We start from the raw sequence: 23,348 nt of genomic DNA, 5'->3' as shown, positions 1-23,348 counted from the left end.
ACGATGACGACCGGTGATGTTTTTAGTTAAAGGCTAATCGTAGCAGTCCATAGTCCGTACACACCATAAGTCGCCGCGAGGATGATGACAGCAGCGATCGCATACTGGATCCCGCTTAGGAACTTCCGTCCTTGCTCCCGTTCCGCGAGCATGAAGACGAAGATTCCCGGCGCGTACAAAATCATCGCGATGAGCATGTATTCAATCCCGGATGCATAGAGCAACCAAGCGGCATAAGCAGACGCGAGGATAGAAACGAGAACCATTTTCTGAACCCCCGTCCGTCGTGCCTCTTTCCAGCCGAACAAGGCCGAGAACAAGTAAGGCACGAGCGCGGCGATACCGGCGATGCTCGAGAGCACTAAGTACGTCTGTTCCGAGAACAAGGCGACGACTGTGACCACTTGCGTGAACGCTTGCGTAATGAACAAAGCGCTCACAGGCGTATCATTTCGGTTGACCCGATTGAACAATTTCGGAAAGACACCGTCCCGGCTCGCCACGTAGGAGATCTCTGTCGCTAAAATCGTCCACCCGAGCAACGCCCCAGCGAGCGACACGAGCAGACCGATATTGATGATCGTCGCACCGACCGGACCGACGACCGCTTCGAGCACGTACGCCATCGACGGTTCCGGGAGCGCCGTGAGTTGTTCTTGCGTCATGACGCCGAACGAGAAGATTGAAATCATCATGTAAATCAACAGCGTCCCGATGAGTCCGATCACCGTTGCCCGACCGACATCGCGCTTATTACGCGCCCGTGACGATAAGACGACCGCCCCTTCAATACCGACAAACGCCCAAAGTGTCACGAGCATCGTCGATTTCACTTGGGGAAACACATGCGACCAACTGAACCCGGACTCGCCCCAAACATCAATTTGGAACGTCTCGATCTGAAACGCAAACAAAATGAGCACGATGAACAAGAAAATCGGGACGAGCTTCGCGATCGTCGTGACGATGTTCAAGAGCGCCGCCTCCTTCATCCCTCGAGAGATGAGCCAGAACAACCCCCAAATGAAGAACGCGCTCATCACTAACCGGAACGATCGATGCTCTGCTGAAAAAATCGGGAAAAAGTAACTGAGCGTGCTAAAAATCAGCGTGATGTTCGCTACCGTCCCAATCCAAGCGGACATCCAATAACCCCAGCCACTATTGAATCCGACGAACTTCCCGAATCCTTCTTTGGCGTAGGCATAAATCCCACCCTCAAGTTCAGGACGTGAATCCGCCAAAAATTGGAATACGAACGACAGCATAATCATACCGACACCTGTGATCGTCCAACCGATCATCACTGATCCGACCCCCGCACCTTGGGCCATCGCTCCTGGCAAGTTAAAAGCTCCTCCGCCAATCATCGTCCCGATGACCATGGCAGCAAGCCCGAAAAAGCCGATTCCGGCTGATTGTGACTTCATTTAAAAACCTCCAAAACACACTCAACTTTTATCGAATAACTATACACACATAGTGTATAAACATCCGATGATTTTCTCATTCTACTGAATAAAGGAACGTTTAGATAGTTGTTTCAGTAATGTTTATATTTTCGGATAATTTAAAAAATTTTATTGCGCATTCATTCTGTTTGTAGTTTAATTGCAATATATTCGAAACAATCAGAATTTTCGGGAGGTAAGACAATGCGGAATAAAAAATGGTTAGCTTTATCGGGTGTCGCTTTGCTTGCTACAGCAGCGTGTGGCGGTGGAGAAGAGGCAACAGATTCGTCGGATGGATCGTCATCAAGTGACGCGAAAAAAGAAGTCACGCTCGTTTCGGCAACTGATTTGCCACAGCTTGATCCGACACTCACGACCGACTCGACATCAATCATCGTGACGAATAACGTCTTCGAGGGACTGTATCGTCTTGATGAAAACAACCAACCAGTACCAGGTATTGCTGAGGACGTCGAGATTTCGGAAGACGGTCTTACATACACATTTAAATTACGTGACGCCAACTGGTCAGACGGCTCACCAGTAACGGCTGAAGACTTCGTCTACTCTTGGAAACGTGCCCTCAACCCTGAAACGGGTGCCGAGTACGCATACATCCTTCAAGACTTGAAGAACGCCAACAAAATCCTCGGCGGCGAAGCTGAACTCGATTCACTCGGTGCGAAAGCAGTCGATGAGAAGACGCTTGAAGTTCAATTGGAAGCACCGGCTCCATACTTCCTCGGGTTGACAGGATTCCCGACGTACATGCCGCAAAAACAAGAGTTCGTCGAAGAACAAGGCGAGTCGTTCGCGACGGCCGTCGATAAAACGCTCTACAACGGCCCTTACGTACTTGATAGCTGGCAAGACAACGAAGGTTGGGTTTATAAAAAGAACCCGGATTACTGGGATGCTGAAAACGTCAAGATGGACACGATCAACGTCAAAGTCGTCAAAGAAGTCGCGACCGGCGTCAACTTGTTCGAGTCAGGTGAAGTCGACTATACACTCTTATCTTCTGAATTCGTTCCACAATTCCAAGAAGCAGAAGAGTTTAAAACACGTGCTGACGCACGGATCAACTTCCTTCGTTTCAACCAAAAGAATGAAGCACTCCAAAACGTGAATATTCGTGAAGCGTTGGCGAAAGGTTTCGACAAGCAAGGCGTGACTGACGTCATCTTGACAGACGGTTCACAGCCGGCCAACTTCATCGTCGCTAAAGACTTTACGTTCACGGAAGACGGAGCTGACTTCCGCGAGAAGTATCCTGATCTTCAAAGCTACAACGTCGACGAAGCGAAAGCTGCCTGGGATAAAGGACTTGCCGAGCTCGGCGTCGAGACGATCGAACTCGAGTTCCTCTCACGTGATGAAGAAGCGTTCAAGAAAGTCAACGAGTACATCAAAGGTGAACTCGAGAAGAACTTGCCTGGACTCACACTTAACATCAAACAACAGCCGTTCAAAAACTTCCTCGAGCTTGAAGGTGCAGGCGACTATGATATCTCTGCTGCCGGCTGGGGCCCTGACTATCAGGATCCAATGACGTACCTCGACATGTGGATCACAGACGGTCCGTTCAACCGGATGGCGTACTCGAACGATGAGTACGATCAGTTGATCCAAAGCGCGAAGAAAGAAGCTGATCAAATGAAGCGTTGGGAGACGATGCAAGAAGCTGAACGCATCCTACTCGAAGACGACTTCGCGATCGCACCGATCTACCAAAAAGGTGAAGCTTACCTCGAGCGCTCAAACATTCAAAACATGTACCGCCATCCGTTCGGAGCTGACGCTAGCTTCAAGTGGTTGGACGTTAACTAAAAAACAAATCCTGTCGCATAGCGGCAGGATTTGTTTTTACATTCCATACAAAAAAGATGTGTGTCACACGATTCGTGACACACATCTTTTCGGATTGTTAGACGAGCTGTTTACGCTTCACGCTCGGCCCGCATCTCTGCCGGCACTTGGCCGCGCTTCGAGATGATTTGAGCAATCACGAGAGCGACGACGAACGTCGCGAACGCCGCGAAGAAGCCAATCCACATCGAGCTTGTGATTCCGAGCACCAAGTAACCGACCGCCGACACTCCTGCCGCGATCAACGCGTACGGGAGTTGTGTCAACACGTGGTCGATATGGTGCGACCCGGCACCCGTCGAACTGAGGATCGTCGTGTCCGAGATCGGTGAACAGTGGTCACCGAACACGGCACCTGCGAGCACAGCGGCAAGCGTCGGGAGCAACAGCTCTGGGTCGACCGCCATGATCAAATCAGCACCGATTGGTAGCATGAGACCGAACGTCCCCCAGCTCGTACCTGTCGAGAACGCCATGAGACCGGCGATCGCGAACAAGATGAGCGGCAAGTAAGACGCCGCGATCGTATCTGTGACAAAGCTTGCCAAGTAATCACCAGTTCTCATATCCCCGATGACGGCGATGATCGTCCAAGCGAACAGCAAGATGAGCACGGCTGGCCACATGGCCCGGATACCGGCCCACGCTGCATGGCCGTAATCCACAGCTGGAATGTTGCGACCAATCAGGAGCAAGAACGCCACGATCAAACTGATGACCGCACCGGCAACGAGTGAACGCGTCACGTCCGTCGATTCAAACGCACCGAGCAGCGAGAAGCTTTGACCGTCGGCAGCGAGTGCTTGACCACCCGTGTAAAGCATGGCCGCGACGGTCGCGATGATCAAGACGATGATCGGGACGATCAAGTCGCGGACTTTTCCACCATCATGTTCTTTAATGTCTTCACTCATCCCCATCGGTGCACCTTTCGACACGTCGTAGAGCTCGCCTTTAAGCGCACGTAGCTCGTGCGTCCGCATCGGTCCGATGGCAAGCCCTGTGAAAGCGACGTACCCTGTCAACATGAGTGCGAAGATGGCATAAAAGTTCATCGGGATGATTTGAATGAACGCCGAGAACGACGAGTAGCTGTCGATTGAGTACTTCGTTAAAATACCAGCAATGATGGCGATGATGTAGGCACCCCAGCTCGAAAGCGGGCTGATGACACAGACTGGCGCTGCCGTCGAGTCAATCGTATACGCGAGTTTAGCGCGCGATACTTTCTTCCGGTCCGTCAGCGGCCGGCTAATGTTCCCGACAGCGAGACTGTTGAAATAGTCGTCGATGAAAATCAAGATTCCAAGACCGAACGAGACGAGGCGTGCGCCTCGCGCCGTTTTAACGTTAGAAGCCGCCCATTCACCGAACGCGCGAGCACCACCCGACGTTTGAATGATCGACGATAAAATACCAAGCAAGAGCAAGAACGCGATCAAGAGCACGTTCCATTCGTTTATGGCCCCATCTGCCCAGAACAAGGCGATGACGTTCGACCATAAGTACTGAATCGATTCAAGCGGATTGAAACTATGGAGGAGCAAGACCCCTGCGATGATCCCGATACCGAGTGACGGAATGACTTTCCTTGTTGTGATCGCCATAATGATGGCGAGTAGTGCCGGCACTAACGAAAGTACCGATGTTGAGTAATCTACCATGCTGATTTCCTCCTCTTCTGTTTGAGATGAGGCCCCCCAATGCTTAAAAAAACGCAAAGCGAGGGCATCGGCAACAAAGCCGACACCCTCGCTGGATGTTCCGTCTTTCTTAGCCGACTTGGAGCGCTCCATACGTAATATATGTATGGCAGTCTGACGGGTATTTCCCGTCAGCCCAGCATAAAGTCAGAGACATGACTTTACACTTCGGCGATTCTGCCTTTCTGTAGTCTTCACCGTTGTCATCCTCGGACTACTTACTCATCAGCATCGCACCTCTACCTCATCGATAGCACGAATATTCATTTAAAGTTACGTCTAAATTATCATAGGTTACAGTAACATATCAATAGTTTTTTTAGTCACGGACGATTTGTTTTAATACAGCGAGCGCGGCTTGGTCGTTTGACTCAACGGCTTTAAAGAAATCACTAAAGAAATGATAAAGCACGAACCGCTCGGCATGCGATGACGTATGATCTTTGATCGTCAATAAAATAAGACGGCGCAACCGTCGCTTCGTCTGCGTCTCGCTAGGCAATTCTTCACATCGGTCTTTGAAGGCACGATACACAGAATTGATCAAATCCTCATGTTCATCATACGACCGGTTGTAAGCAACTTGTTCCATCTGTTATATCCCCCCTTTCAATTTGTACCGATGAAACTTGTTGTAACTATATCAACTTAAGCGCATGCATTCAATCGTTTCGGGTTGGTCTTTACGAAAATCATACGTTAGACCGAGTCAATTTCCGATAAATGAGAACGTCGTCACATCAAACAGTCCCATGTCCGTCAATTTCAAGTCGGGAATGACGGGAAGTGCCAGGAACGACATCGTCAAATACGGGTTGAAGTGACGGTGAGCCCCGACGACGTCAAGTGCGTCGTTCAGCTGTTCGAGCACGTCTGCGACTTCATGATACGGACGCCTCGTCATGAGCCCCCCAATCTCGAGCGGCAAGACGGCAAGCACTTCCCCTTCCGAGACGGCGACGACACCGCCACCGACCTTCTCGAGCGTCTCTGCAGCCAGTAACATGTCTTCCGGGCTGACACCGGCGATGACAAGGTTATGGCTGTCGTGGGCGACCGTCGCTGCGAGCGCACCACGTTTCAGTCCGAAGCCCGTCACCGGTGCGAGCGCCATATGGCCCGTCCCGTGATGCCGCTCGATGACGGCGAGCGTCACGATGTCCTCGTTAAGATTAGCGCCCGATTCATCCGGATTGAAGACGTGGCGGACACGCTTCGTCAACAGGCTGTTCGGCAACACTTGAATCACGTCGACCGCTTCTTCCTTGATCGGCAGGCGGAACGAGTCAATTGTCAGGTCCGGGAGTTTGAGCTCACCTTTCATCGGCTTCGGCACTTCAATCCCTTCAGCCTCGAACGTGGCTTTCCCCGCTCGAGCGACTACTTCACCATCGACGTAGACGGTTTCGATGTTAACCGATTCGACGTCTGACAAGATAACAAAGTTCGCTTTTTTGCCCGGCGCGATCGCACCGACGTCTTTCAAGCCGTATGCTTCGGCCGCATGAAGGCTGGCGATGGCGTATGCCGTCTCCGGCTTGACGCCCTGACGGATTGCCATGCGGATGTTATAGTCGATGCCACCTTCTGCCACGAGATCATCGAGGTGCTTGTCGTCCGTACAGAACAAGAAACGGTGGGCGTTACTTTCGGTGATGGCCCGACTCACTTTTTCGACGTTTCGCGCGACCGAACCTTCGCGAATCTGGACGTAAAAGCCACGACGGACCCGCTCAATCGCCTCTTCTGCCGTCGTACATTCGTGGTCGGTCATGATGCCAGCTGTCCGGTACACGTTCAACTGATCAGGATTGAGACCTGACGCGTGACCATCGACGACTTTTCCCGCGAGTTCCGTTTGTGCGATTTTTTGGAGCATGTCCTCGCTTCCGGCTTCGACCGATGGATAATCCATCACTTCCCCGAGACCGTGCACCCCTGGGTCTCCTAAAAATGGCGCAAGGTCTTCGGCGTACAGTTTGGCGCCCGCATGTTCGAACGGCGTCGCCGGGACGCAGCTCGGGAGCATCATCCGGACGTCGAGCGGCAACCCTTTCGCATCGGCAAGCATATACTCGATCCCAAGCGCACCGTTAACGTTCGCGATCTCATGTGGGTCGGCGATGACCGTCGTCACACCAAGCGGCAGGACCGCTTTCGCAAATTCATGCGGAGGCACCATCGACGACTCGATGTGAACGTGTGAGTCGATGAATGACGGAGCGAGCGTCCAAGTCGGGTCATGATATTCCGTCTCCCCTTCGTAACCTTCCCCGATGGCGACGATATAGCCTGAGTCGATGGCGACATCAGTGCGAATCGTCTCGCGGCTATAGACGTCGATGACCGCTACGTCCTTAAAGACGACCGCCGCTTTCTTTTTCTTGGCGGCAATGTCGATCAAATATTGTTTTTCCATCTGTCTGTCTCCTTTTGCAACGTATTTTACCTATCTTATCAAGAATAATCTTTCGGGCGCAATTTCTTTTTGTAGTTGTGCGACAATGAAAGCATATCTAATTGAAAGGGGTTACACATATGCAATACAAATTAGGAGACCTGATCCCACAAGTCGACGAGACGGTATTCGTCGCGCCTGGCGCCCACGTCATCGGTGACGTCACGATCGGAGCCCATTCCGGTGTCTGGTTCAACACCGTCATCCGTGGAGACGAGGGCCCGATCCAGATTGGTGCTTACGTCAATATTCAAGACGGGTCGATGATCCATCAATACGAAGGATCACCGACAATCATCCATGACCGCGTCTCGATCGGTCACATGGCGATGATTCACGGGTGTGAGATCGAGGAAGGCTGTCTCATCGGGATGCATGCGACCGTGCTTGACGGTGCGAAAGTCGGGAAAGGCTCGTTCGTTGCCGCCGGCGCCCTCGTCACGCCGAATATGCAAATTCCGGAAGGTGTCATGGTCATGGGCGTACCGGCCAAAGTCGTCCGTCCGCTCAATGACGAAGACCGCTTCATCATGGAACGGACCGTCAACAAGTATGCGAAGCGGGCCGAGCAGTACTTGACGACGTGTGAACCGCTAACACCGACACAAAGTTTGTGAAAGCGTTTACAATATTCATAAATTGTTAACGATTACCCCGATTTTTCTTCATGTTTCCCTTGTATACTGAGGATGTAGTCAAGCCGACGTGTCGAAAGGGGCCAATTGTATGTATCCAAACCATGCACAACTCATGTTAGACCTGTACGCCTCGTCCATTAACCCGAGCTATTGCCTTCACATCGATGATTCGTTCGATGATACGCTAAAAGGTACACATCGAGAGGTTTGGGAACGGATGCAATCGGATAATGACATAGAAGAAGAAACTCAAACTGGGGGAAAATAATTACCATGATTCCGACGAATGTCATTCAAAACTGGCTTGCTGGCAAGCTCAAAAAATAAACTGAGACGTTTTTAAACGTCTCAGCCTATTCATATATCTAGCTCGAGTACGGCCACGCCGAGCTCGAGCTTTTTCATGTTCACTCGAAGATCGTCAAACACGTATCAAGCGACTGCCGCGCCTTCGTCGGCGGGACGTCTTCAAATCGTCCGAGTTGGAGCAGACCGACGAACGTCTCCCCGTCCGCCCCGATCATCTCCTGCAGGCGAGCGTCTTCGAAGATACCGCCCGTCCGCCAGACGAGCCCGATGTTTTGCTCGGCACAGAGCAAATGGAAGTTCTGGATGAACGCCGCCGTCGCGAGCAGCGCGTCCTTTTGCCCTTTCTCCGTCTCAAACGGCTTCGTCGTCACGTATATGCACGCCGCCGCGTTGCGGATCCGTCCGGTAATCTTCTCTCGCTTTGCCTCAGGACCGTCTCGAAACGCCGGTTCGAGCGCGTCTAACAATACGCTTTTCCCGTCTCCATTGAACAAATAAAGATTCCACGGCTCGACTTTGTTATGAAACGGCGCTTGGTGGGCCGATGTCAGCAACTGATACAGCAATGCCGTATCAAGCGGTTCCTCTACAAACATCCGAATCGTCCGCCGCGATTCGATCAACTGTTGTCCGACTGTCTTCTCCATTAGAAATCACTTCCCCTGATGTAGTCTTTTTCATCATAAGTGAAAACGGTTCTCATTTGAAGGGGAACGACTTCACCAAAAAACGGATCCCTGACTTAGGAATCCGTTTCATCAGTTAAATCGATTGTCCAATCACTTCACAGGCGACCAAATCTTCGAGTGTCTGTCTACGGACGACGAGACGATGCGCCCCGTCTTTCACGAACACAACGGCCGGGCGGAGCATTTGGTTATAGTTGCTCGCCATCGAGAAGTTATAAGCGCCTGTCGCTTTGACGAGGAGAAGATCCCCGGCTTCGACCGGCGGGATGAGCGAACGGTTCGAGATGATGTCTCCCGACTCGCAGCACGCACCGACAATCTTCGCTTCAAGCGTCTTCGCTTCATCCATCCGTGTCGCCGCGATGACGTCATATTCGGCATCATAGAGGGCAGGACGGATGTTGTCCGTCATGCCGCCGTCGACCGAGACGTATGTGCGGACACCGCTCACGTCTTTGACAGTCCCGACTTCATACAGCGTCGCACCAGCGTTGGCGACGAGCCAGCGTCCCGGCTCGATGCCGATTTTTGGGAGCGGTAGACCGAATCGCTCCACTTCTGAAACGAGCGTATCCATCACTTGCGTCATCGTAGCGGCAAAGTCGAGCGGATCGTCCGTCTCGAGATAGGCGACGCCGAAGCCGCCACCGATGTTCAACACGTCAGCAGTGAAGCCGGTCTCCCGACGAATCGTCTCGATAAAGTTGACCATCGTCTTGACCGTATTGATGAACAGCGTCGGTTCTTGAATCTGTGACCCGACGTGACAATGGATCCCTTTCAGATGAAGACGTTCCGCCGCGAGTGTTTCCCGGACCGCTTCAAGATACGTATCGTCATGCGTCGGGAAGCCAAACTTCGTATCGACCCCACCCGTCTGGATCGCCTCATGGGCGCCTCCGACGACTTGCGGGACGATGCGGAGCAAGACGTCGACATCGACATCATGCTTTACGGCGAGACCCGAGAGCAGACCGATCTCGCGCATGTTGTCGATCGTGAAATGGGTGATGCCGTTCTCGAGTGCGAACGAGATGTCTTGCACCGTCTTATTTGACCCGTGAACGTGAATCCGGTCAGCCGGGACACCGGCATGGAGCGCGACGAACATCTCACCGCGTGAAACGACGTCGATGCTCAAGCCCGCCGTCATGACTTTCTCATACACGGCCGCGATCGACATCGCCTTTGACGCATAGAGCGCGTACGTGTTCGGATACTTATCTAAAAATGCGCTCCGGACGAGCCCGAGCCGAGTTTCAAGTTCTGGCTCGCTCATGATATAGAGCGGCGTCCCGTACGTCGCTTGAAGTTCTTGGACGGATACGCCCTCGATCATGCAAACGGATTGGTTGCTTGTGTACATAAAATGCCTCCTTCAAAGCGATGCGGGACACGCCATGAGCGTGCGCATAGTTGTTCCGAGTTGTTGGCGTGCCCGGTCCGGGTCACGTCATCGATCTTCGTCTCATTACCGTACAGCTCGACCCGGTCACCGATTTGAACCGTCTCGTCGACGCGGAGGAAGCTGTGGCTCATGAAAATATTGCTGACGAACGGGAACGCCCGGCCATTAATATGGACCGACAAATGCCGGCGGGCCCGCATCAAGCCATCGCCATACCCGACTGACAACACGGCGATCCGCTCTTTCGACGGTGCCGTGTAGCCCGTCCCGTAACCGACGTGCGCCCCGGCTTCAATGTCATGAACGGCAACGACTTCCGTCTCCCAATGAAACGCCGGGACGAGCCAATCGACGGCTTCGACCGACGAGTAGCCGTAGAGAAAGATTCCGACCCGGACGTGCGTGCAATGACCGAGGCGCGGATCGGCTTGAAGCGTCGCCGCACTGTTGGCGGCGTGCACGACTTCAAACGAATGTCGTTCGATCAGACGCGTCGACCAGTCGGCAAACCGTTCGACATGGACACTGTGCTCGATTTCGGCGTTATCGGCGTCGGCGAGCGGAAAGTGTGTGCATAAACCGACGAGATTGAGCTTTTCATCTTGGCAGAACGCTAAGATGGCGAGCGCTTCTTCGAACGTCTTCGCACCGAACCGGTTCATGCCGACGTCGAGCTTCAAATGAAGACGGACGCCGTCGAGCTCATGGCGTTGTGAGACGAGCCAATCGTACGAACCGATGGCGACGTCTAAACCGTCGCGATGCACGGCCGACCACTCGTAAACGGGGTTCATGACGAGGACGTTCGCCTCGGGCGCATGCACCCGGACCTCGCTCCCCTCGTCGAGCGTCGTCACCATGAAGTGACGCACCCCCTCTGCATACAGTGTCGTCACAACTGGCTCCATCCCTAAGTTATAGGCGTTGTTTTTCACGACGGCAAACACCGGTCGGCCGAGTGCCTCGATCCGACGTTTGTTCTCGCGAATCGCGTTTAAGTCAATTGTGACTCCCATACACATTGCTCCCTTATTCTTTGACTGCTTCTTTGACGAACGTAATCCAATCGCGATGTGCCGGGATCAGTCCCGTCACGGTCTCGCGGTAACGGGCGAGCATAGTCGTTGCGACCGTCTGAACCCCGCCGCCGATCGAGATATTGTCGACTTCGATGACACTCGTCACTTCAGCTGCTGTACCCGTCAAGAAGATCTCATCTGCTACATACAATTCGTCACGTCCGATATGGCGCTCAATGACCTCGAACCCTTCTTCGCGGGCGAGATCGATGACCGTTTGACGCGTGATGCCGTCGAGGACGGAACAGTCGAGTGACGGTGTGAAAATTTTATTGCCTTTGACGAGGAAGATGTTGGCGACGCTCGCCTCGCTGACGTTTCCGTTCATGTCGAGGGCAATCGCTTCGTCATACCCGTCTCGGACCGCTTCTCCTTTAAGGAGTTGCGAGTTCATATAGTTAGCTGCCGCTTTCGCTTGCATCGGCATCATCGTCGACGAGACGCGGCGGTATGACGCGACTTTCGCCCGGATACCGACCGTCTTGCTGAAATATTCGCCGAGCGGCCAGCATGAGATGGCAACGTGTACTTTCGTTTCCTGTGTCGGCATGAGTGCCTGCCAAGGTGTGCCGAGGAAAACAAATGGACGGATGTAACACGCTTCAAAGCCGTTGCGTTCGATCAATTCGATCGTCGCTTGTTCGAGCTCGTCGACCGTGTACGGTAGTTCGACGTGATAGTAAGCACACGAACGAACGAGTCGCTCCAAGTGTTCACGGAGTCGGAAGATGGCTGGACCTTCCTCTGTGTGATACGCCCGAATTCCTTCGAAGAACCCGCTACCGTAGTGGATCGCGTGCGTCATGATACTCGTGTTCGCGTCACTCGGCTCGATCCAAGCCCCGTCTTTCCACATCCATTGTCCATACTGTTCCATTGTTCAACTCTCCCATTCACTTTTGATATTTTCTGTCTATTATACGTTACAGGGAGCGTAAGTCATCCACTAGTTGTGTTTTTTCTGCTGTTTTTTCATCTTTTTGCTTGATGACGCGGGCTGGCGTGCCGGCGACGACACTTCCTGCCGGGACGTCGACTGTGACGACACTGCCTGCTGCGACGACTGCATTCTCGCCGACACGGACACCTTCTAAGATGACCGCGTTTGCACCGATCATGACCCCGTCTTCAATGATGACCGGGTCTTTTGAAGGTGGCTCGAGGACACCAGCGACGACTGCGCCAGCGCCAAGATGGACGTTTTTACCGAGTGTGCCGCGAGCGCCGATGACGGCGTTCATGTCGACCATCGACCCGTCACCGATGACGGCGCCGATGTTGATGACCGCACCCATCATGACGACGACGTTGTTGCCGATTTGAACGTGGTCACGGATGAACGAACCTGGTTCGATACGGGCGTTCAACTTCGTCGTGTCGAGCATCGGCACGGCGCTGTTGCGGCGGTCGAACTCGAGGTGCGAATCGGTGATGACTGAAGCGTTCACTTCAAGGAAAGTGGCCGCACGTTCAGCCGTCGTGAGGAATAATTTCGACTCGTCCGTTCCGAATGCTTTTGCCTCTTCGATTGTTAGACCTGCCAACTGACCGTTGACGTACAATTTGACTGGTGTTTCTTTCTTGGCATCTTTAATGTATTGCGCGATTTCATAAGCGTTTGTGAGTAACATGAGTGGCCTCCTCGTATAGGTTCGTTAAATTGTATAATCCGGCCGGGCGGTCGAGAATCGTCGCCGCCGCGGCGAGTGCCCCGTTCGCGAAGACGCGTTTCGACAGGGCCGTATGTTTTAATTCAAGCATTTCATCGTCTCCGGCGAAGAGCACCGTATGCTCACCGAAGATCGTACCGCCGCGGACCGAGTGCATGCCGAGTTCGTCGGCACCTCTCGCCTCACGGCGTGACGCACGTTCGTACACCGGCGTCACGTCCCGCTTCGCCTCGATGGCACGGGCGAGCAGTTCAGCCGTCCCGCTCGGCGCGTCGACTTTTTTACGGTGATGCGCTTCGATCACTTCGATATCATAACCGAGCGTGAGCGGCACGAGCTGGTCAAGCAACTGCTTCAACAGTGCAATCCCGTAAGACGTGTTATACGACTGGAAGATCGGGATCTGTTTCGACGCTTCCTCGATCTTCACGAGTTCCGCTTCCGAGAAGCCCGTCGTCGCGATGACGAGCGGGATTTGCTTGTCTTTCCCGAACGCGAGCACGTCATCTAGCAGCGCCGGGTTCGAGAAGTCGATGACGACGTCGATCGCGGCGTCAACTTCTTTCAGTGAAACGGGATGATCCCCGCCCGCCGGTGAGACGATGGCCGCGACGTTCAAGTTTTGAGCGAGCGCGACTTCTTCAACGATCTGCCCCATCGCGCCGTATCCGTGAATTAACAAGTTCACTGTCTCACCTCATTAAACTGCTCCATCGCCGACAACAGACGTGCCTCGGCCGTCGCGCTCATCGGAACGAGCGGGAGGCGCGGCGAGCCAAATTCGAAGCCGCGGGCGTTCAACGCCGCCTTGACCGGGATCGGGTTCACTTCGGCGAACAGTTCATCGATGACCGGAAGCAAGCGGATCTGCCATGTGCGGGCCGTCTCTAAATCTCCGGCGAGAAGCGCTTCGGCGAGCGCGACCGTCGCTCCCGGATACACGTTCGAGAGCACCGAGACGACACCTTGGGCGCCCCATGCCATGTACGGCAGGATTTGGTCGTCGTTTCCACAGTAGACCGGGAAACCTTCCGGCAAGTGGGCCATCATCTGCGCCATCACCGAGATGTCCCCGCTCGCTTCTTTCAACGCCGCGATCTGTGGGTGTTCGGCGAGTTCACCGACCGTTGCCGGATCGAGGGCGACGCCTGTCCGTGACGGGACGTTGTAGAGCATGAGTGGAATCGGTGACGCGTCAGCGATCGCCGTGAAGTGGGCGATCAGCCCCGCTTGGGTCGACTTATTATAGTAAGGCGTGACGACCATCGCCATCTCGGCACCAAGTTCTGCCGCCCGTTTCGTCTTCGTGATACTTAACGCCGTATTGTTCGATCCGGTCCCGGCGATGATGACGGCACGACCGGCGGCGACTTCGATCGCCTTTGTGAGGAGCGTCTCGAACTCTTCGTCCGTGATCGTCATCCCTTCGCCTGTCGTCCCCCCGACGACAAGACCGTTGACGCCTTCTTTGATTTGATCTTCAATCAATGCTTCCCACGCTGTGAGATTTAACTGACCGTCCGTTTGGAACGGTGTAGCGAGCGCTGTAGCGACTCCTGTGAACATATGATCTCCCCCTTATTTCGTAGCGACTTGCCCGATCATGCACTGGGCGATTTGAACGGCGTTCGCCGCCGCCCCTTTGCGAACGTTATCGGCGACACACCAAAGATGGAACGTGTTCGGTTGCGACTCGTCGCGACGGACGCGACCGACGTACACTTCGTCCGTCCCGTTCGCATCGAGCGGCGTCGGGTAGATGAGTTCGCTCGGGTTGTCCATGAGGACGACGCCTGGCGCGTCACTGAGGACCGCCTTCACTTCCGCGAGCGTCGCTTCACGATCGAGCGTGACCGTGATCGAGACGGCGTGGCTGTTGCGGACCGGGACGCGGACACACGTCGCCGTCACACCTAATTCTGGTGCGTTCAAAATTTTGCGTGTCTCGTCGATCATTTTCTGTTCTTCTTTCGTGTAGCCGTTCTCGAGGAAGACATCGATATGCGGAAGCACGTTATCGTAGATCGGATACGGGTAGTTTTGCGGCTCTTCACCGCGGGCGCCCCGTTCGAGGTCTTCGATGCCTTTTTGTCCCGAACCGGAGACGGCTTGATAAGACGTATAGGCGACGCGTGTCAATCCGTACACTTCTGCGAGCGGTGCGAGGGCGACGACCGATTGGATCGTCGAGCAGTTCGGATTGGCGATGAGCATCTTGTCCGGGCCCAGTTCGACTCGGTTCACTTCTGGTACGACGAGCGGGATTCCTGCTTGCATCCGGAACGCGCTCGAGTTATCGATGACGATGACCCCTTGTTCACTCAAACGCGGTGCATACTGTTCACTGATGCTACCACCGGCCGAGAACAAGGCGATGTCGATCGCGTCTGCGTAAATCGCGTCCGACAGTTCACGGATGACGATGTCGCGACCGTTCACTTCGACTGTTTTCCCAGCCGAGCGGGCTGACGCGTAAAGTAATAGTTCATTGATTGGAAACTCATATTCTGTGAGCACGTCGATCATTTTTTGACCGACGGCGCCTGTCGCACCGATGACGGCAACGTTATACATGGTAACTCCCCCTTATAAATGGAAACGCTCCGCGATGGCCGCGACCGCCGCTTCAACGTCTTGATCGTTAATCGTGTAAGAGATGCTGATCTCTGAAGTTGTGACTTGGTAGAACGGGATTCCGCTCTCACGGAACGTGGCGAACAATCCGGCTGCGACACCGGTCGCGTCGCGCATGCCGATGCCGACGACCGAGATTTTCGCATGTTCGGTATGACGGTCGATTTTAATTTGCGGGAACGCCTCCGTCAGTTCGGCGAGCGCTTCTTCGAGGAACGCCTCCTCGTCAAGTGGACAAGTGAACGACAGGAACACTTCACCGTCGAACGCTGTCTGACTGATCATGTCGATATTGACGTGACGCTGTGACAACTTCTCGAAAATATCGGCAACCCCTGCCACTGAATGCGGAATATGTTTGATCGAGACGCTGAGCACGTTTTTCACGACGCTCACGCTCGTCACCGCTTTTTGTTCCATCGCCTGTGTCATATCCATGATCCATGTTCCTCCTTCGCTCGATAGCGTCTTCCCTACAAAAATGTTCACATCATATTTTTTGGCCAGCTCGACGCTACGCATTTCCATCACTTTCGATCCGAGCGCGCTCATTTCCATCATCTCGTCATACGAGACGGTATCTAGACGCCGTGCCGTTTTATGGATACGCGGGTCGGCCGTATAGACACCGGCGACGTCCGTATAAATCTCACAACGTTTACTGAGGACGGCGGCAAGTGCGACGGCTGTAGTATCCGAACCACCGCGTCCGAGCGTCGTCACATCCCCGAACTCGTTGACGCCTTGGAAGCCGGCAACGATGACGACGTCATTCGTTCTAAGCCTTTCTTCCAACACTTCTTTCCGGATCGCTTTGATTTTACTTTTCGTGTGAATGCCCATCGTGTCGATCCCGGCCTGTTGCCCCGTGAGCGAGATGGCGGCGACGCCTCGTGAGTTCAAGGCGATGCTGAGTAGACTGATTGTCTGTTCTTCTCCGACGGCGAGCAAGCGGTCGAGCTCACGAATCATCGGACGCTCTGTAATTTGTTTTGCGAGTGACAGGAGCGAATCGGTCGTTTTCCCCATCGCGGAGACGACGACGACGAGTTTCTCGCCAGCGACGACTCGTGTCTGTAAATATTCAGAAATTGCCTGAATCTGTTCGATTGTGGCAACAGAACTTCCTCCAAATTTTAGTACGGTTGTCATCAGGTTCCCCACTTTCATGATGTCGACCAACAGAAAAAGCGGCAGACCGGTAGGAAGCACTCTCCCTACGGTCTGCCGCTTGTACGCGCAGTTGAAAAACGATAAAAAAATCGTTCCGTAGATAGCGCTCCATGGCATTTCATCCATGGCAGTGTAGGCGTTGTTCACGACTACCCCAGCCTTCGTTCGTACGCATGCGAACGTTGACTTCGGCGAATTTCCCCTTTCGGCTCGATCCGGAATGCGTCCGTTTCAATCAAGCTTACTCATGTCATTCGCAACCTCTATCTGTCAGTTGTTAGTTTTAGTTATAACAAATGCTTCCCGGCTTGCCAACCTTTTTTTAGAAAAAAAGAAACTTTCTAAAAATAATCACCACGACTTCTTCATCATCCGATGCGGGATATCGGCGTCTAAAAACTCGTCACCGAACGTCGTATAGTCGAGCCGTTCATAGAACGGGAGCGCCGTCAGTTGAGCGCCGAGCTTCAACTCATGCAGCCCGCTCTCGCGCGCCACATCCTCGATTTCGAGCATCAGCTTTTTCGCATATCCGTTCCCTCTCGCCGATGCGAGCGTGGCGACGCGTTCGACTTTGCCGACACCGTCTCCGATCGGTCGCAGCCGTGCCGTCGTCACGGGCTCCCCGTCTATCATCCCGACAAAATGGATACAGACTGGATCGAGGTCGTCATATTCGAGCGCCGGGTCAATCCCTTGCTCGCCGATAAAGACAACCTCCCGTACGGAGCGGGCTCGTTCGATGAGCGACGTGTCGTTGCCGTGTTCAATCGTCAACATGACACCACTCCTTCCTGTAACCGTTTGACGACTTCTGCCGTGGCCCGTTCTAGGTCGACGATCGATTCGAAGCGGGCTTGGGCTTGTTTATGACTGCCACCGCCCCGACCGATGCCAAGGTCGTCTAACGTCCGTTTTAAAAACTTGCCGATGGCGATGTCATGCGTCCCGTCATGCATGAGCAACAGTTTTTGTCCGGTATGATTGGCACCGACGGCAATCCGTCCGGTCGCCGCGATCCGTTCGACGATCATCGTCGTGAGCGTCTCCGCCTCGGTCTTGCCGACGTGCGTGATGACGTAATTGTCCTCTTGTAAGAATGCTGCGACTTTTGCCTTGGCGACCCGGGCCTCGAGCACCTTCACTTCTTTTTCACGTTCGAGTCGCGCCGTCCGCTCTTCGGCGACACGGGCCGCGACCGTCTCGTTCGTCGTCGACAACGTTTGATGGATCGCCCGTAGCGCGGTGCGCGAAGATTGGATGACCGTTAGTGCCCGCATCCCTGCGACATACGTCAAACGAACGTTCCCCCGCACTTTTTTCATCGAGGTCACTTTAATGATCCCGAGCTGGCCGGTCGTCGACACATGCGTCCCTCCGCAAGCGTTATAATCGAGTCCATCGATTTCGACGATCCGAATCGTGCCGGTGCGATCCGTCGCTTTACGTAACCGGTCATGCTCGACTTCGCCATCCTGTAATTCAAAAATGTGAATCGGTCGGTTGTCGAAGATGATTTGCTGGACGTCACGTTCTAACGTTTCGATTAACTCCCAATCGAATGATTCGGCCGCGATCTCGATCGATGAATCGTCAGCACTGATCCCAAAACTGAGCGTCTCGATACCGTATCGGTCTTCAAGCAAGGCCGTCAGCACGTGTTGCGCCGTATGTTGGATCGAGTGGTCGTGACGTGTCGCCGCGTCGATTTGACCGATCACTACCGTTGCTTCGTCGATTGGCTCGTTGACGAGGTGCCACACGGTCGAGTCGTCACGTTGCACATCTAAAACGGCTTGTCCGCCAATCGTCCCTGTATCGGCCGGTTGTCCACCACCTTCCGCGTAAAAATGTGTTTCTGCAAGTGCGATCCACGTGCCCCGCTCATCTTCCCGCTGCGCTGTCACCGTCGTTTCAAATTGCCATGAGTTCATATTGGTCGCCACCTTTTCTGCATGATATGTTCAGACAACTAGTCTGATTTGGTCTATAATAAGTAACACTTACCCTTAGGTCAGGAGCGATATGTATGTTACAGATTGATAAAAAGTCCCCGCTACCTATTTATTATCAAATCGAAGCTTATTTAAAGCAACAAATAGATGCTGGCGAGCTCCAACCCGGCGAATCGATCCCGTCTGAACGGGAATACTCGGAGCGGTATAACGTCAGCCGGATGACGGTGCGCCAGGCGATCACAAACCTCGTCAACGCCGGTTATTTGAGCCGTCAAAAAGGACGTGGTACGTTCGTCGCCAGTAAAAAGATCACGATGGCGCTGTCCGGTTTGACGAGTTTTTCAGAAGAAATCAAACACCGGGGCATGCGTCCGTTCAGCCGTCTATTGTCATTCGACACGATTCCGGCATCGAATAAAATCGCGCAGAAATTGAATGTCGCAGCCAGTACGCCGGTCTATGAGATGAAGCGTCTCCGACTCGCCGACGAGGACGTGCTCGCTTTAGAGACCGCCTATATCCCGGTCGCCTTGTTGCCCGAACTGACCGAGGCGGATGCCGTCGGCTCGATTTATGAGTACGCCGAACAGTCCGGACTGCGTTTAAAAAATGCGACACAGACGCTCGAAGCCCGAAGCGCCGGACCTGTTGAAGCGAAGCTGTTGACCATCTCCCCGAACGCGCCCGTCCTATTGATCGACCAACGGACGTATCTCGAGAACGGCGACATGTTCGAATACAGTCGATCTTTGTTCCGCGGCGATGCGTATTCGTTCACTGTCGCGATGGAACGCACCTAAAAAAATGGTTTGCCCCGCTGAGGGCAAACCATTTTTTATTGGGCTTCGTATGTGATGCCGGACGGGTCGAGCATATAAGACTCGAGCTCCGTCTCCGTCATCGCTTCGACCTCGTTGCCGGAATCCGCTTGTTGCACACGGTACCGGACCTCGTCGAGCAACGGCTCGTTCAAGAAGTAATAGAAGTGGCCGTCATTGCCACGCGCACCTTCTCCGGTCAATTGATATTGAACCGTGTTGTTCAGGGCGCCGACGTCTTCGATCAAACGCATATAGTCGTTCGGTCCGAGCGTCGTCTGCATGTTGTCGCCGACCGCTTTGAGCACTTTGTCATAGTTGTTGATCAATGACGTGCCGAGCGACTGCTCGAGCACAGCGTTGATGACTTCCATTTGACGTTGGCCGCGCCCGATGTCCCCGCGCGGGTCGTCATAGCGGTTTCGGACATAAGCGAGTGCTTCTTCGCCCGACAGCTGCTGAAGACCGGCTTCGACTTGGACGGTTTCGCGTGATGCGTCATAACTCTTCTGTTCAGACGAGAACGGAACGTCGATTTCGACGCCGCCGACGGCATCGATGAAGTCGACGAAGCCTTGGAAGTTGAGCGACACGACGTGGTCGATTTCAACACCGACTAGGTCTTCGACTGTATTCGTCGACATGCGCATGCCGTTGTTCGGATTCGACTCGTCCATCGATCCGAAATAGTAGGCGTGCGTGATTTTGTCTTGATCGAGACCGGTCTTACCGTAAGGGATATTGAATCCCGTATAATCGATATTGACGTACGAGTCTCGCGGAATGCTGAGCATCGTCGTCTGCTTGTCTTTCTTGTTCAAAATGACGACAATCATGACGTCAGAGCGACCGAACTCCCCTCGCGCTTTCTTTTGTGGGGAGAGATCGGTGCCGAGCACGAGGAAACTTTCGGTGTCCTCTTTATCAAACCGGGTCGGTTCGATCGTCGGGTCGTCCTCGAGCGTCACTTGTGTGCCGGACAACATGTTGTGCGCTTTATAAAAAGCCGCCCCATACATGCTAGAGCCGACGATGACGGCAATGAGGATCAGCGAGCTGAACACTTTATAAAACGCAGACGGACCTTTACGCCGTCTACGCGCCTGAGTTCTTGAGTTCATGTTTTTCTCCTTCACGGTCGAATGATACGAGCTTCACTTATTATAGAGGAATCCTCGAGTTTTGTCGAAAACGTTTTGATGACAAACTCATTTCCATACATTTTCCCACAATCGCAACCAAAAAAACCTGGGGACATGCGTCCCCAGGTTGAACGGTTATGAGCGGATCGAGAAGAACCGTGCGGCTGCTTCGCTTCCGCGTGCCTGTAAGGCTTGCGCGCATTGTGAGGCCGCCTCGGTATCAAGTACGATTGTGACACTCGGATGCGCCTGTAAAATCGTCGCGGGCCAATCGACAGACGGCACACTCTCGATCATGTGATGGACCGCGTTCGCTTTTCGGTCTCCCGTTGCGACGAGAACGATCTCGCGCGCGTTCATGATCGTATCGAGTCCCATCGTGATCGCGTGCGTCGGAACTTCTTCGTTTGCATCGAAGAAACGGCGATTCGCCTCCCGCGTCGACTCGGTGAGCGCTGTAACGTGCGTCTTCGCATCGAGCGCCGTCCCAGGTTCGTTGAACGCGATATGCCCGTTTTCACCGATCCCGAGCAGTTGAAGATCGACACCGATCGATCGGACGAGCTGTTCATACCGCTCCGCTTCAGCATCAGGGTCTTTTGCGTCACCACGCGGTAGGTGGCTTTCTTTGAACGGAACATCGTTGAACAGACGTTCTTCCATGAAATGATTATAGCTTTGAGGATGACTCGGAGCGAGCCCGATATATTCGTCCAAATTGACGCTCGTCACATGGCGGCAATCGAGCTGGTCCTGCTTGAACATCTTGTACATCCCGACCGGCGTGCTCCCCGTCGCAAGCCCGAGCACGAACTCCCGTTTCCCGGCCAAGCGCTCTTTAATGAGCGTGTAGGCAATCTGTTCAGCGTCCGCTGGTGTCTTCGCTACTAATATGTTCATTTCACGTCCTCCTTCTCAAATCCGATGCGTCCTTGGTGAATTGTCTGCTCGACCGTCAATGACTCGTCCCAGATGACGAGATCAGCGTCAAACCCGGCTGCGATTGAGCCTTTTTTACTCATGCCAAACTCCGCGGCTTGGTTCGCGGACGTCATCTTCACGGCTTCTTGAATCGTGCACCCGGTGAAGGCGATGATGTTGCGGAACGCCGCGTCCATCGTCAACACACTTCCAGCCAAGTTACCGGCTTCAAGCCGCGCCGCGCCATCCTCGACGATGACCGGTTGTCCTCCGAGCTCGTAACGCCCGTCCGGAAGACCTTTCGCCCGCATCGCATCCGTGATGACGATGAGACCGTCCGCGCCTTTCAAGCGATACGCGAAATCGACCATCTCGGGGCGGCTGTGAATCCCGTCCGGAATAATTTCAACCGTGACGTCCCGTTCTAACAGGCAGTAACCGACCGTCCCCGGTTCACGGTGGTGCAGCCCGCGCATTTGATTGTATAAATGTGTGCCGTGCTTCACGCCAGCCGCTTTGTTCTCGGCAAACGTCGCATTCGTATGACCGGCTGAGCCGATGGCACCCGATTCAATCATTACTCGCTCAAGCTCTCGTGCGCCCGGACGTTCCGGTGCATACGTGACGAGTCGGATGTGACCGCCCGCCTCGTCTTGCCAGATGCGAAACTGTTCGGCGTCAGGATCGATAATATATTCTGCGGGTTGAGCCCCCGCGTTCTCGACGTTGACGAACGGTCCTTCTAGATGGATACCGGCAACCGTCGTCTCGTTTGACTCGATGACGTCACGGACAGACTCGAGCGCCTTGGTGATTTCTTCCGGTGACTGCGTGATCGTCGTCGCAAAAAACGAGGTCACTCCTTCGGCGAGCATCGATTGACTGAGGAATCGTAACCGGTCTCGGTCCGCATCCATCGTGTCGACGTCATAACCTCCGTGGACATGTACATCAATCATGCCAGGTGTCACGAGTTTTCCTGCGACATCGAGCACTGTCTCATCTCCAGCCTCATAGTCAGCCATCGCCCCGACCGCTTCAATCGTTTTCCCATTTATCCGAACGTAACCGCGTTCCCACGTCTCCTGTCCAGAAACGAGGTGTGCGTTGATAATCACCATCATCAGTCATTCACCCTTTCACTACTATTCTCGACAATAGCATAACAAAAATCAGTATAGTTGTATAGACCAATTTATCCGTTTTAAAAAAATCATCAAATCATCAAATCATCAAATCATCAGTCATTTGCCCAACTTCCCATCGACTCAAACAAAAAAAAGGCTAAACCCGGGCGATGAACTGAGCCCCGTAAAATGGACAGTTTAATAAAAAGCCCGTATGTCCTATGCGGCGATTAGATGGCCCCGATATTGTTCCGGGGTCATCTTTTTTAGGTTCCACTGACCGCGTTCGCAGTTGTAA

21 protein-coding genes and 2 riboswitches are annotated in these 23,348 nt (G+C 53.7%); of the genes, 3 read left to right on the top strand and 18 right to left on the bottom strand.

Annotation, left to right across the window (positions count from 1 at the left end):
* Positions 1 to 26: 26 nt before the first annotated feature.
* A complete protein-coding gene (locus tag EVJ22_RS10405; RefSeq protein WP_131443890.1) occupies positions 27 to 1,430 on the bottom strand; it encodes a basic amino acid/polyamine antiporter in 1,404 nt (467 codons plus the stop codon).
* 225 nt (positions 1,431 to 1,655) lie between these two features.
* Here EVJ22_RS10405 and EVJ22_RS10400 point away from each other — a divergent pair, with 225 nt between their 5' ends.
* Positions 1,656 to 3,284, top strand: coding sequence for a peptide ABC transporter substrate-binding protein (locus EVJ22_RS10400; RefSeq protein ID WP_070328843.1), 1,629 nt, complete (start codon positions 1,656 to 1,658; stop codon positions 3,282 to 3,284).
* A 110-nt stretch (positions 3,285 to 3,394) separates the two neighbouring features.
* Here EVJ22_RS10400 and EVJ22_RS10395 read toward each other — a convergent pair whose 3' ends face one another.
* From EVJ22_RS10395 to ade, 3 genes are all read right to left on the bottom strand, one after another.
* Entirely contained in the window at positions 3,395 to 4,987 is a 1,593-nt protein-coding gene (locus EVJ22_RS10395) for a Na+/H+ antiporter NhaC family protein (protein ID WP_131443889.1), read from the bottom strand.
* Positions 4,988 to 5,100: 113 nt separating this feature from the next.
* A riboswitch (Lysine riboswitch) is annotated at positions 5,101 to 5,276 on the bottom strand.
* Positions 5,277 to 5,345: 69 nt separating this feature from the next.
* Complete coding sequence (locus EVJ22_RS10390) at positions 5,346 to 5,618, bottom strand: hypothetical protein (RefSeq protein ID WP_070328841.1); 273 nt, start codon at positions 5,616 to 5,618, stop codon at positions 5,346 to 5,348.
* 117 nt (positions 5,619 to 5,735) lie between these two features.
* The gene (ade, locus tag EVJ22_RS10385; protein ID WP_131443888.1) at positions 5,736 to 7,445 is read right to left on the bottom strand and encodes an adenine deaminase; all 1,710 of its coding nucleotides are present in this window, start codon (positions 7,443 to 7,445) and stop codon (positions 5,736 to 5,738) included.
* A gap of 119 nt (positions 7,446 to 7,564) precedes the next feature.
* Between ade and EVJ22_RS10380 the strand changes: the two genes are divergently transcribed.
* Positions 7,565 to 8,101 carry a gamma carbonic anhydrase family protein gene (locus tag EVJ22_RS10380; protein ID WP_131443887.1) on the top strand — a complete coding sequence of 179 codons (537 nt, stop codon included), beginning with the start codon at positions 7,565 to 7,567 and terminating at the stop codon, positions 8,099 to 8,101.
* A gap of 428 nt (positions 8,102 to 8,529) precedes the next feature.
* On the opposite strand, the gene EVJ22_RS10370 is transcribed toward EVJ22_RS10380, so the two are convergent.
* From EVJ22_RS10370 to EVJ22_RS10320, 11 genes are all read right to left on the bottom strand, one after another.
* A complete protein-coding gene (locus EVJ22_RS10370; protein ID WP_131443886.1) occupies positions 8,530 to 9,078 on the bottom strand; it encodes a nitroreductase family protein in 549 nt (182 codons plus the stop codon).
* A gap of 115 nt (positions 9,079 to 9,193) precedes the next feature.
* The gene (lysA, locus tag EVJ22_RS10365) at positions 9,194 to 10,486 is read right to left on the bottom strand and encodes a diaminopimelate decarboxylase (protein ID WP_071399083.1); all 1,293 of its coding nucleotides are present in this window, start codon (positions 10,484 to 10,486) and stop codon (positions 9,194 to 9,196) included.
* Positions 10,456 to 11,544, bottom strand: coding sequence for an alanine racemase (alr, locus tag EVJ22_RS10360; RefSeq protein WP_131443885.1), 1,089 nt, complete (start codon positions 11,542 to 11,544; stop codon positions 10,456 to 10,458). The genes lysA and alr overlap by 31 nt, the downstream gene beginning before the upstream one ends.
* Before the next feature lie 13 nt (positions 11,545 to 11,557).
* Positions 11,558 to 12,484 carry a branched-chain amino acid transaminase gene (locus EVJ22_RS10355; RefSeq protein WP_071399081.1) on the bottom strand — a complete coding sequence of 309 codons (927 nt, stop codon included), beginning with the start codon at positions 12,482 to 12,484 and terminating at the stop codon, positions 11,558 to 11,560.
* Between the two features lie 46 nt (positions 12,485 to 12,530).
* Positions 12,531 to 13,238 carry a 2,3,4,5-tetrahydropyridine-2,6-dicarboxylate N-acetyltransferase gene (gene dapD, locus EVJ22_RS10350; RefSeq protein WP_071399080.1) on the bottom strand — a complete coding sequence of 236 codons (708 nt, stop codon included), beginning with the start codon at positions 13,236 to 13,238 and terminating at the stop codon, positions 12,531 to 12,533.
* Positions 13,216 to 13,965 carry a 4-hydroxy-tetrahydrodipicolinate reductase gene (gene dapB, locus EVJ22_RS10345; protein ID WP_071399079.1) on the bottom strand — a complete coding sequence of 250 codons (750 nt, stop codon included), beginning with the start codon at positions 13,963 to 13,965 and terminating at the stop codon, positions 13,216 to 13,218. Before dapB ends, dapD begins: the two co-directional genes overlap by 23 nt.
* Positions 13,962 to 14,843: a 4-hydroxy-tetrahydrodipicolinate synthase gene (gene dapA / locus EVJ22_RS10340; RefSeq protein ID WP_131443884.1), complete on the bottom strand. Its 882-nt coding sequence runs from the start codon at positions 14,841 to 14,843 to the stop codon at positions 13,962 to 13,964. Before dapA ends, dapB begins: the two co-directional genes overlap by 4 nt.
* Positions 14,844 to 14,855: 12 nt before the next feature.
* Positions 14,856 to 15,851 carry an aspartate-semialdehyde dehydrogenase gene (locus tag EVJ22_RS10335; protein ID WP_131443883.1) on the bottom strand — a complete coding sequence of 332 codons (996 nt, stop codon included), beginning with the start codon at positions 15,849 to 15,851 and terminating at the stop codon, positions 14,856 to 14,858.
* A gap of 12 nt (positions 15,852 to 15,863) precedes the next feature.
* Entirely contained in the window at positions 15,864 to 17,063 is a 1,200-nt protein-coding gene (locus EVJ22_RS10330) for an aspartate kinase (protein WP_070328972.1), read from the bottom strand.
* A 114-nt stretch (positions 17,064 to 17,177) separates the two neighbouring features.
* Positions 17,178 to 17,358: riboswitch (Lysine riboswitch) on the bottom strand.
* A gap of 77 nt (positions 17,359 to 17,435) precedes the next feature.
* Positions 17,436 to 17,864, bottom strand: coding sequence for a GNAT family N-acetyltransferase (locus tag EVJ22_RS10325; protein ID WP_071399077.1), 429 nt, complete (start codon positions 17,862 to 17,864; stop codon positions 17,436 to 17,438).
* A complete protein-coding gene (locus EVJ22_RS10320) occupies positions 17,858 to 19,018 on the bottom strand; it encodes an alanyl-tRNA editing protein (protein ID WP_071399076.1) in 1,161 nt (386 codons plus the stop codon). Before EVJ22_RS10320 ends, EVJ22_RS10325 begins: the two co-directional genes overlap by 7 nt.
* 95 nt (positions 19,019 to 19,113) lie before the next feature.
* Here EVJ22_RS10320 and EVJ22_RS10315 point away from each other — a divergent pair, with 95 nt between their 5' ends.
* A complete protein-coding gene (locus EVJ22_RS10315) occupies positions 19,114 to 19,842 on the top strand; it encodes a GntR family transcriptional regulator (protein WP_071399075.1) in 729 nt (242 codons plus the stop codon).
* 35 nt (positions 19,843 to 19,877) lie between these two features.
* On the opposite strand, the gene EVJ22_RS10310 is transcribed toward EVJ22_RS10315, so the two are convergent.
* The 3 genes from EVJ22_RS10310 to nagA all read right to left on the bottom strand — a co-directional run bounded on the left by EVJ22_RS10310 (position 19,878) and on the right by nagA (position 23,047).
* Positions 19,878 to 20,981: an LCP family protein gene (locus EVJ22_RS10310; RefSeq protein WP_131443882.1), complete on the bottom strand. Its 1,104-nt coding sequence runs from the start codon at positions 20,979 to 20,981 to the stop codon at positions 19,878 to 19,880.
* 156 nt (positions 20,982 to 21,137) lie between these two features.
* Positions 21,138 to 21,902: a glucosamine-6-phosphate deaminase gene (nagB, locus tag EVJ22_RS10305; protein WP_131443881.1), complete on the bottom strand. Its 765-nt coding sequence runs from the start codon at positions 21,900 to 21,902 to the stop codon at positions 21,138 to 21,140.
* Positions 21,899 to 23,047 (bottom strand): N-acetylglucosamine-6-phosphate deacetylase, encoded by a 1,149-nt coding sequence (nagA, locus tag EVJ22_RS10300; RefSeq protein ID WP_131443880.1) that lies wholly within the window; start codon positions 23,045 to 23,047, stop codon positions 21,899 to 21,901. The genes nagB and nagA overlap by 4 nt, the downstream gene beginning before the upstream one ends.
* Positions 23,048 to 23,348: the final 301 nt, after the last annotated feature.

Source organism: Exiguobacterium sp. SH0S7 (assembly GCF_004337195.1).
GTDB lineage: Bacteria > Bacillota > Bacilli > Exiguobacteriales > Exiguobacteriaceae > Exiguobacterium > Exiguobacterium aurantiacum_A.
Note: the sequence above shows the minus strand (reverse complement) of the source record. Positions and strands in the feature narration are given on the sequence as shown.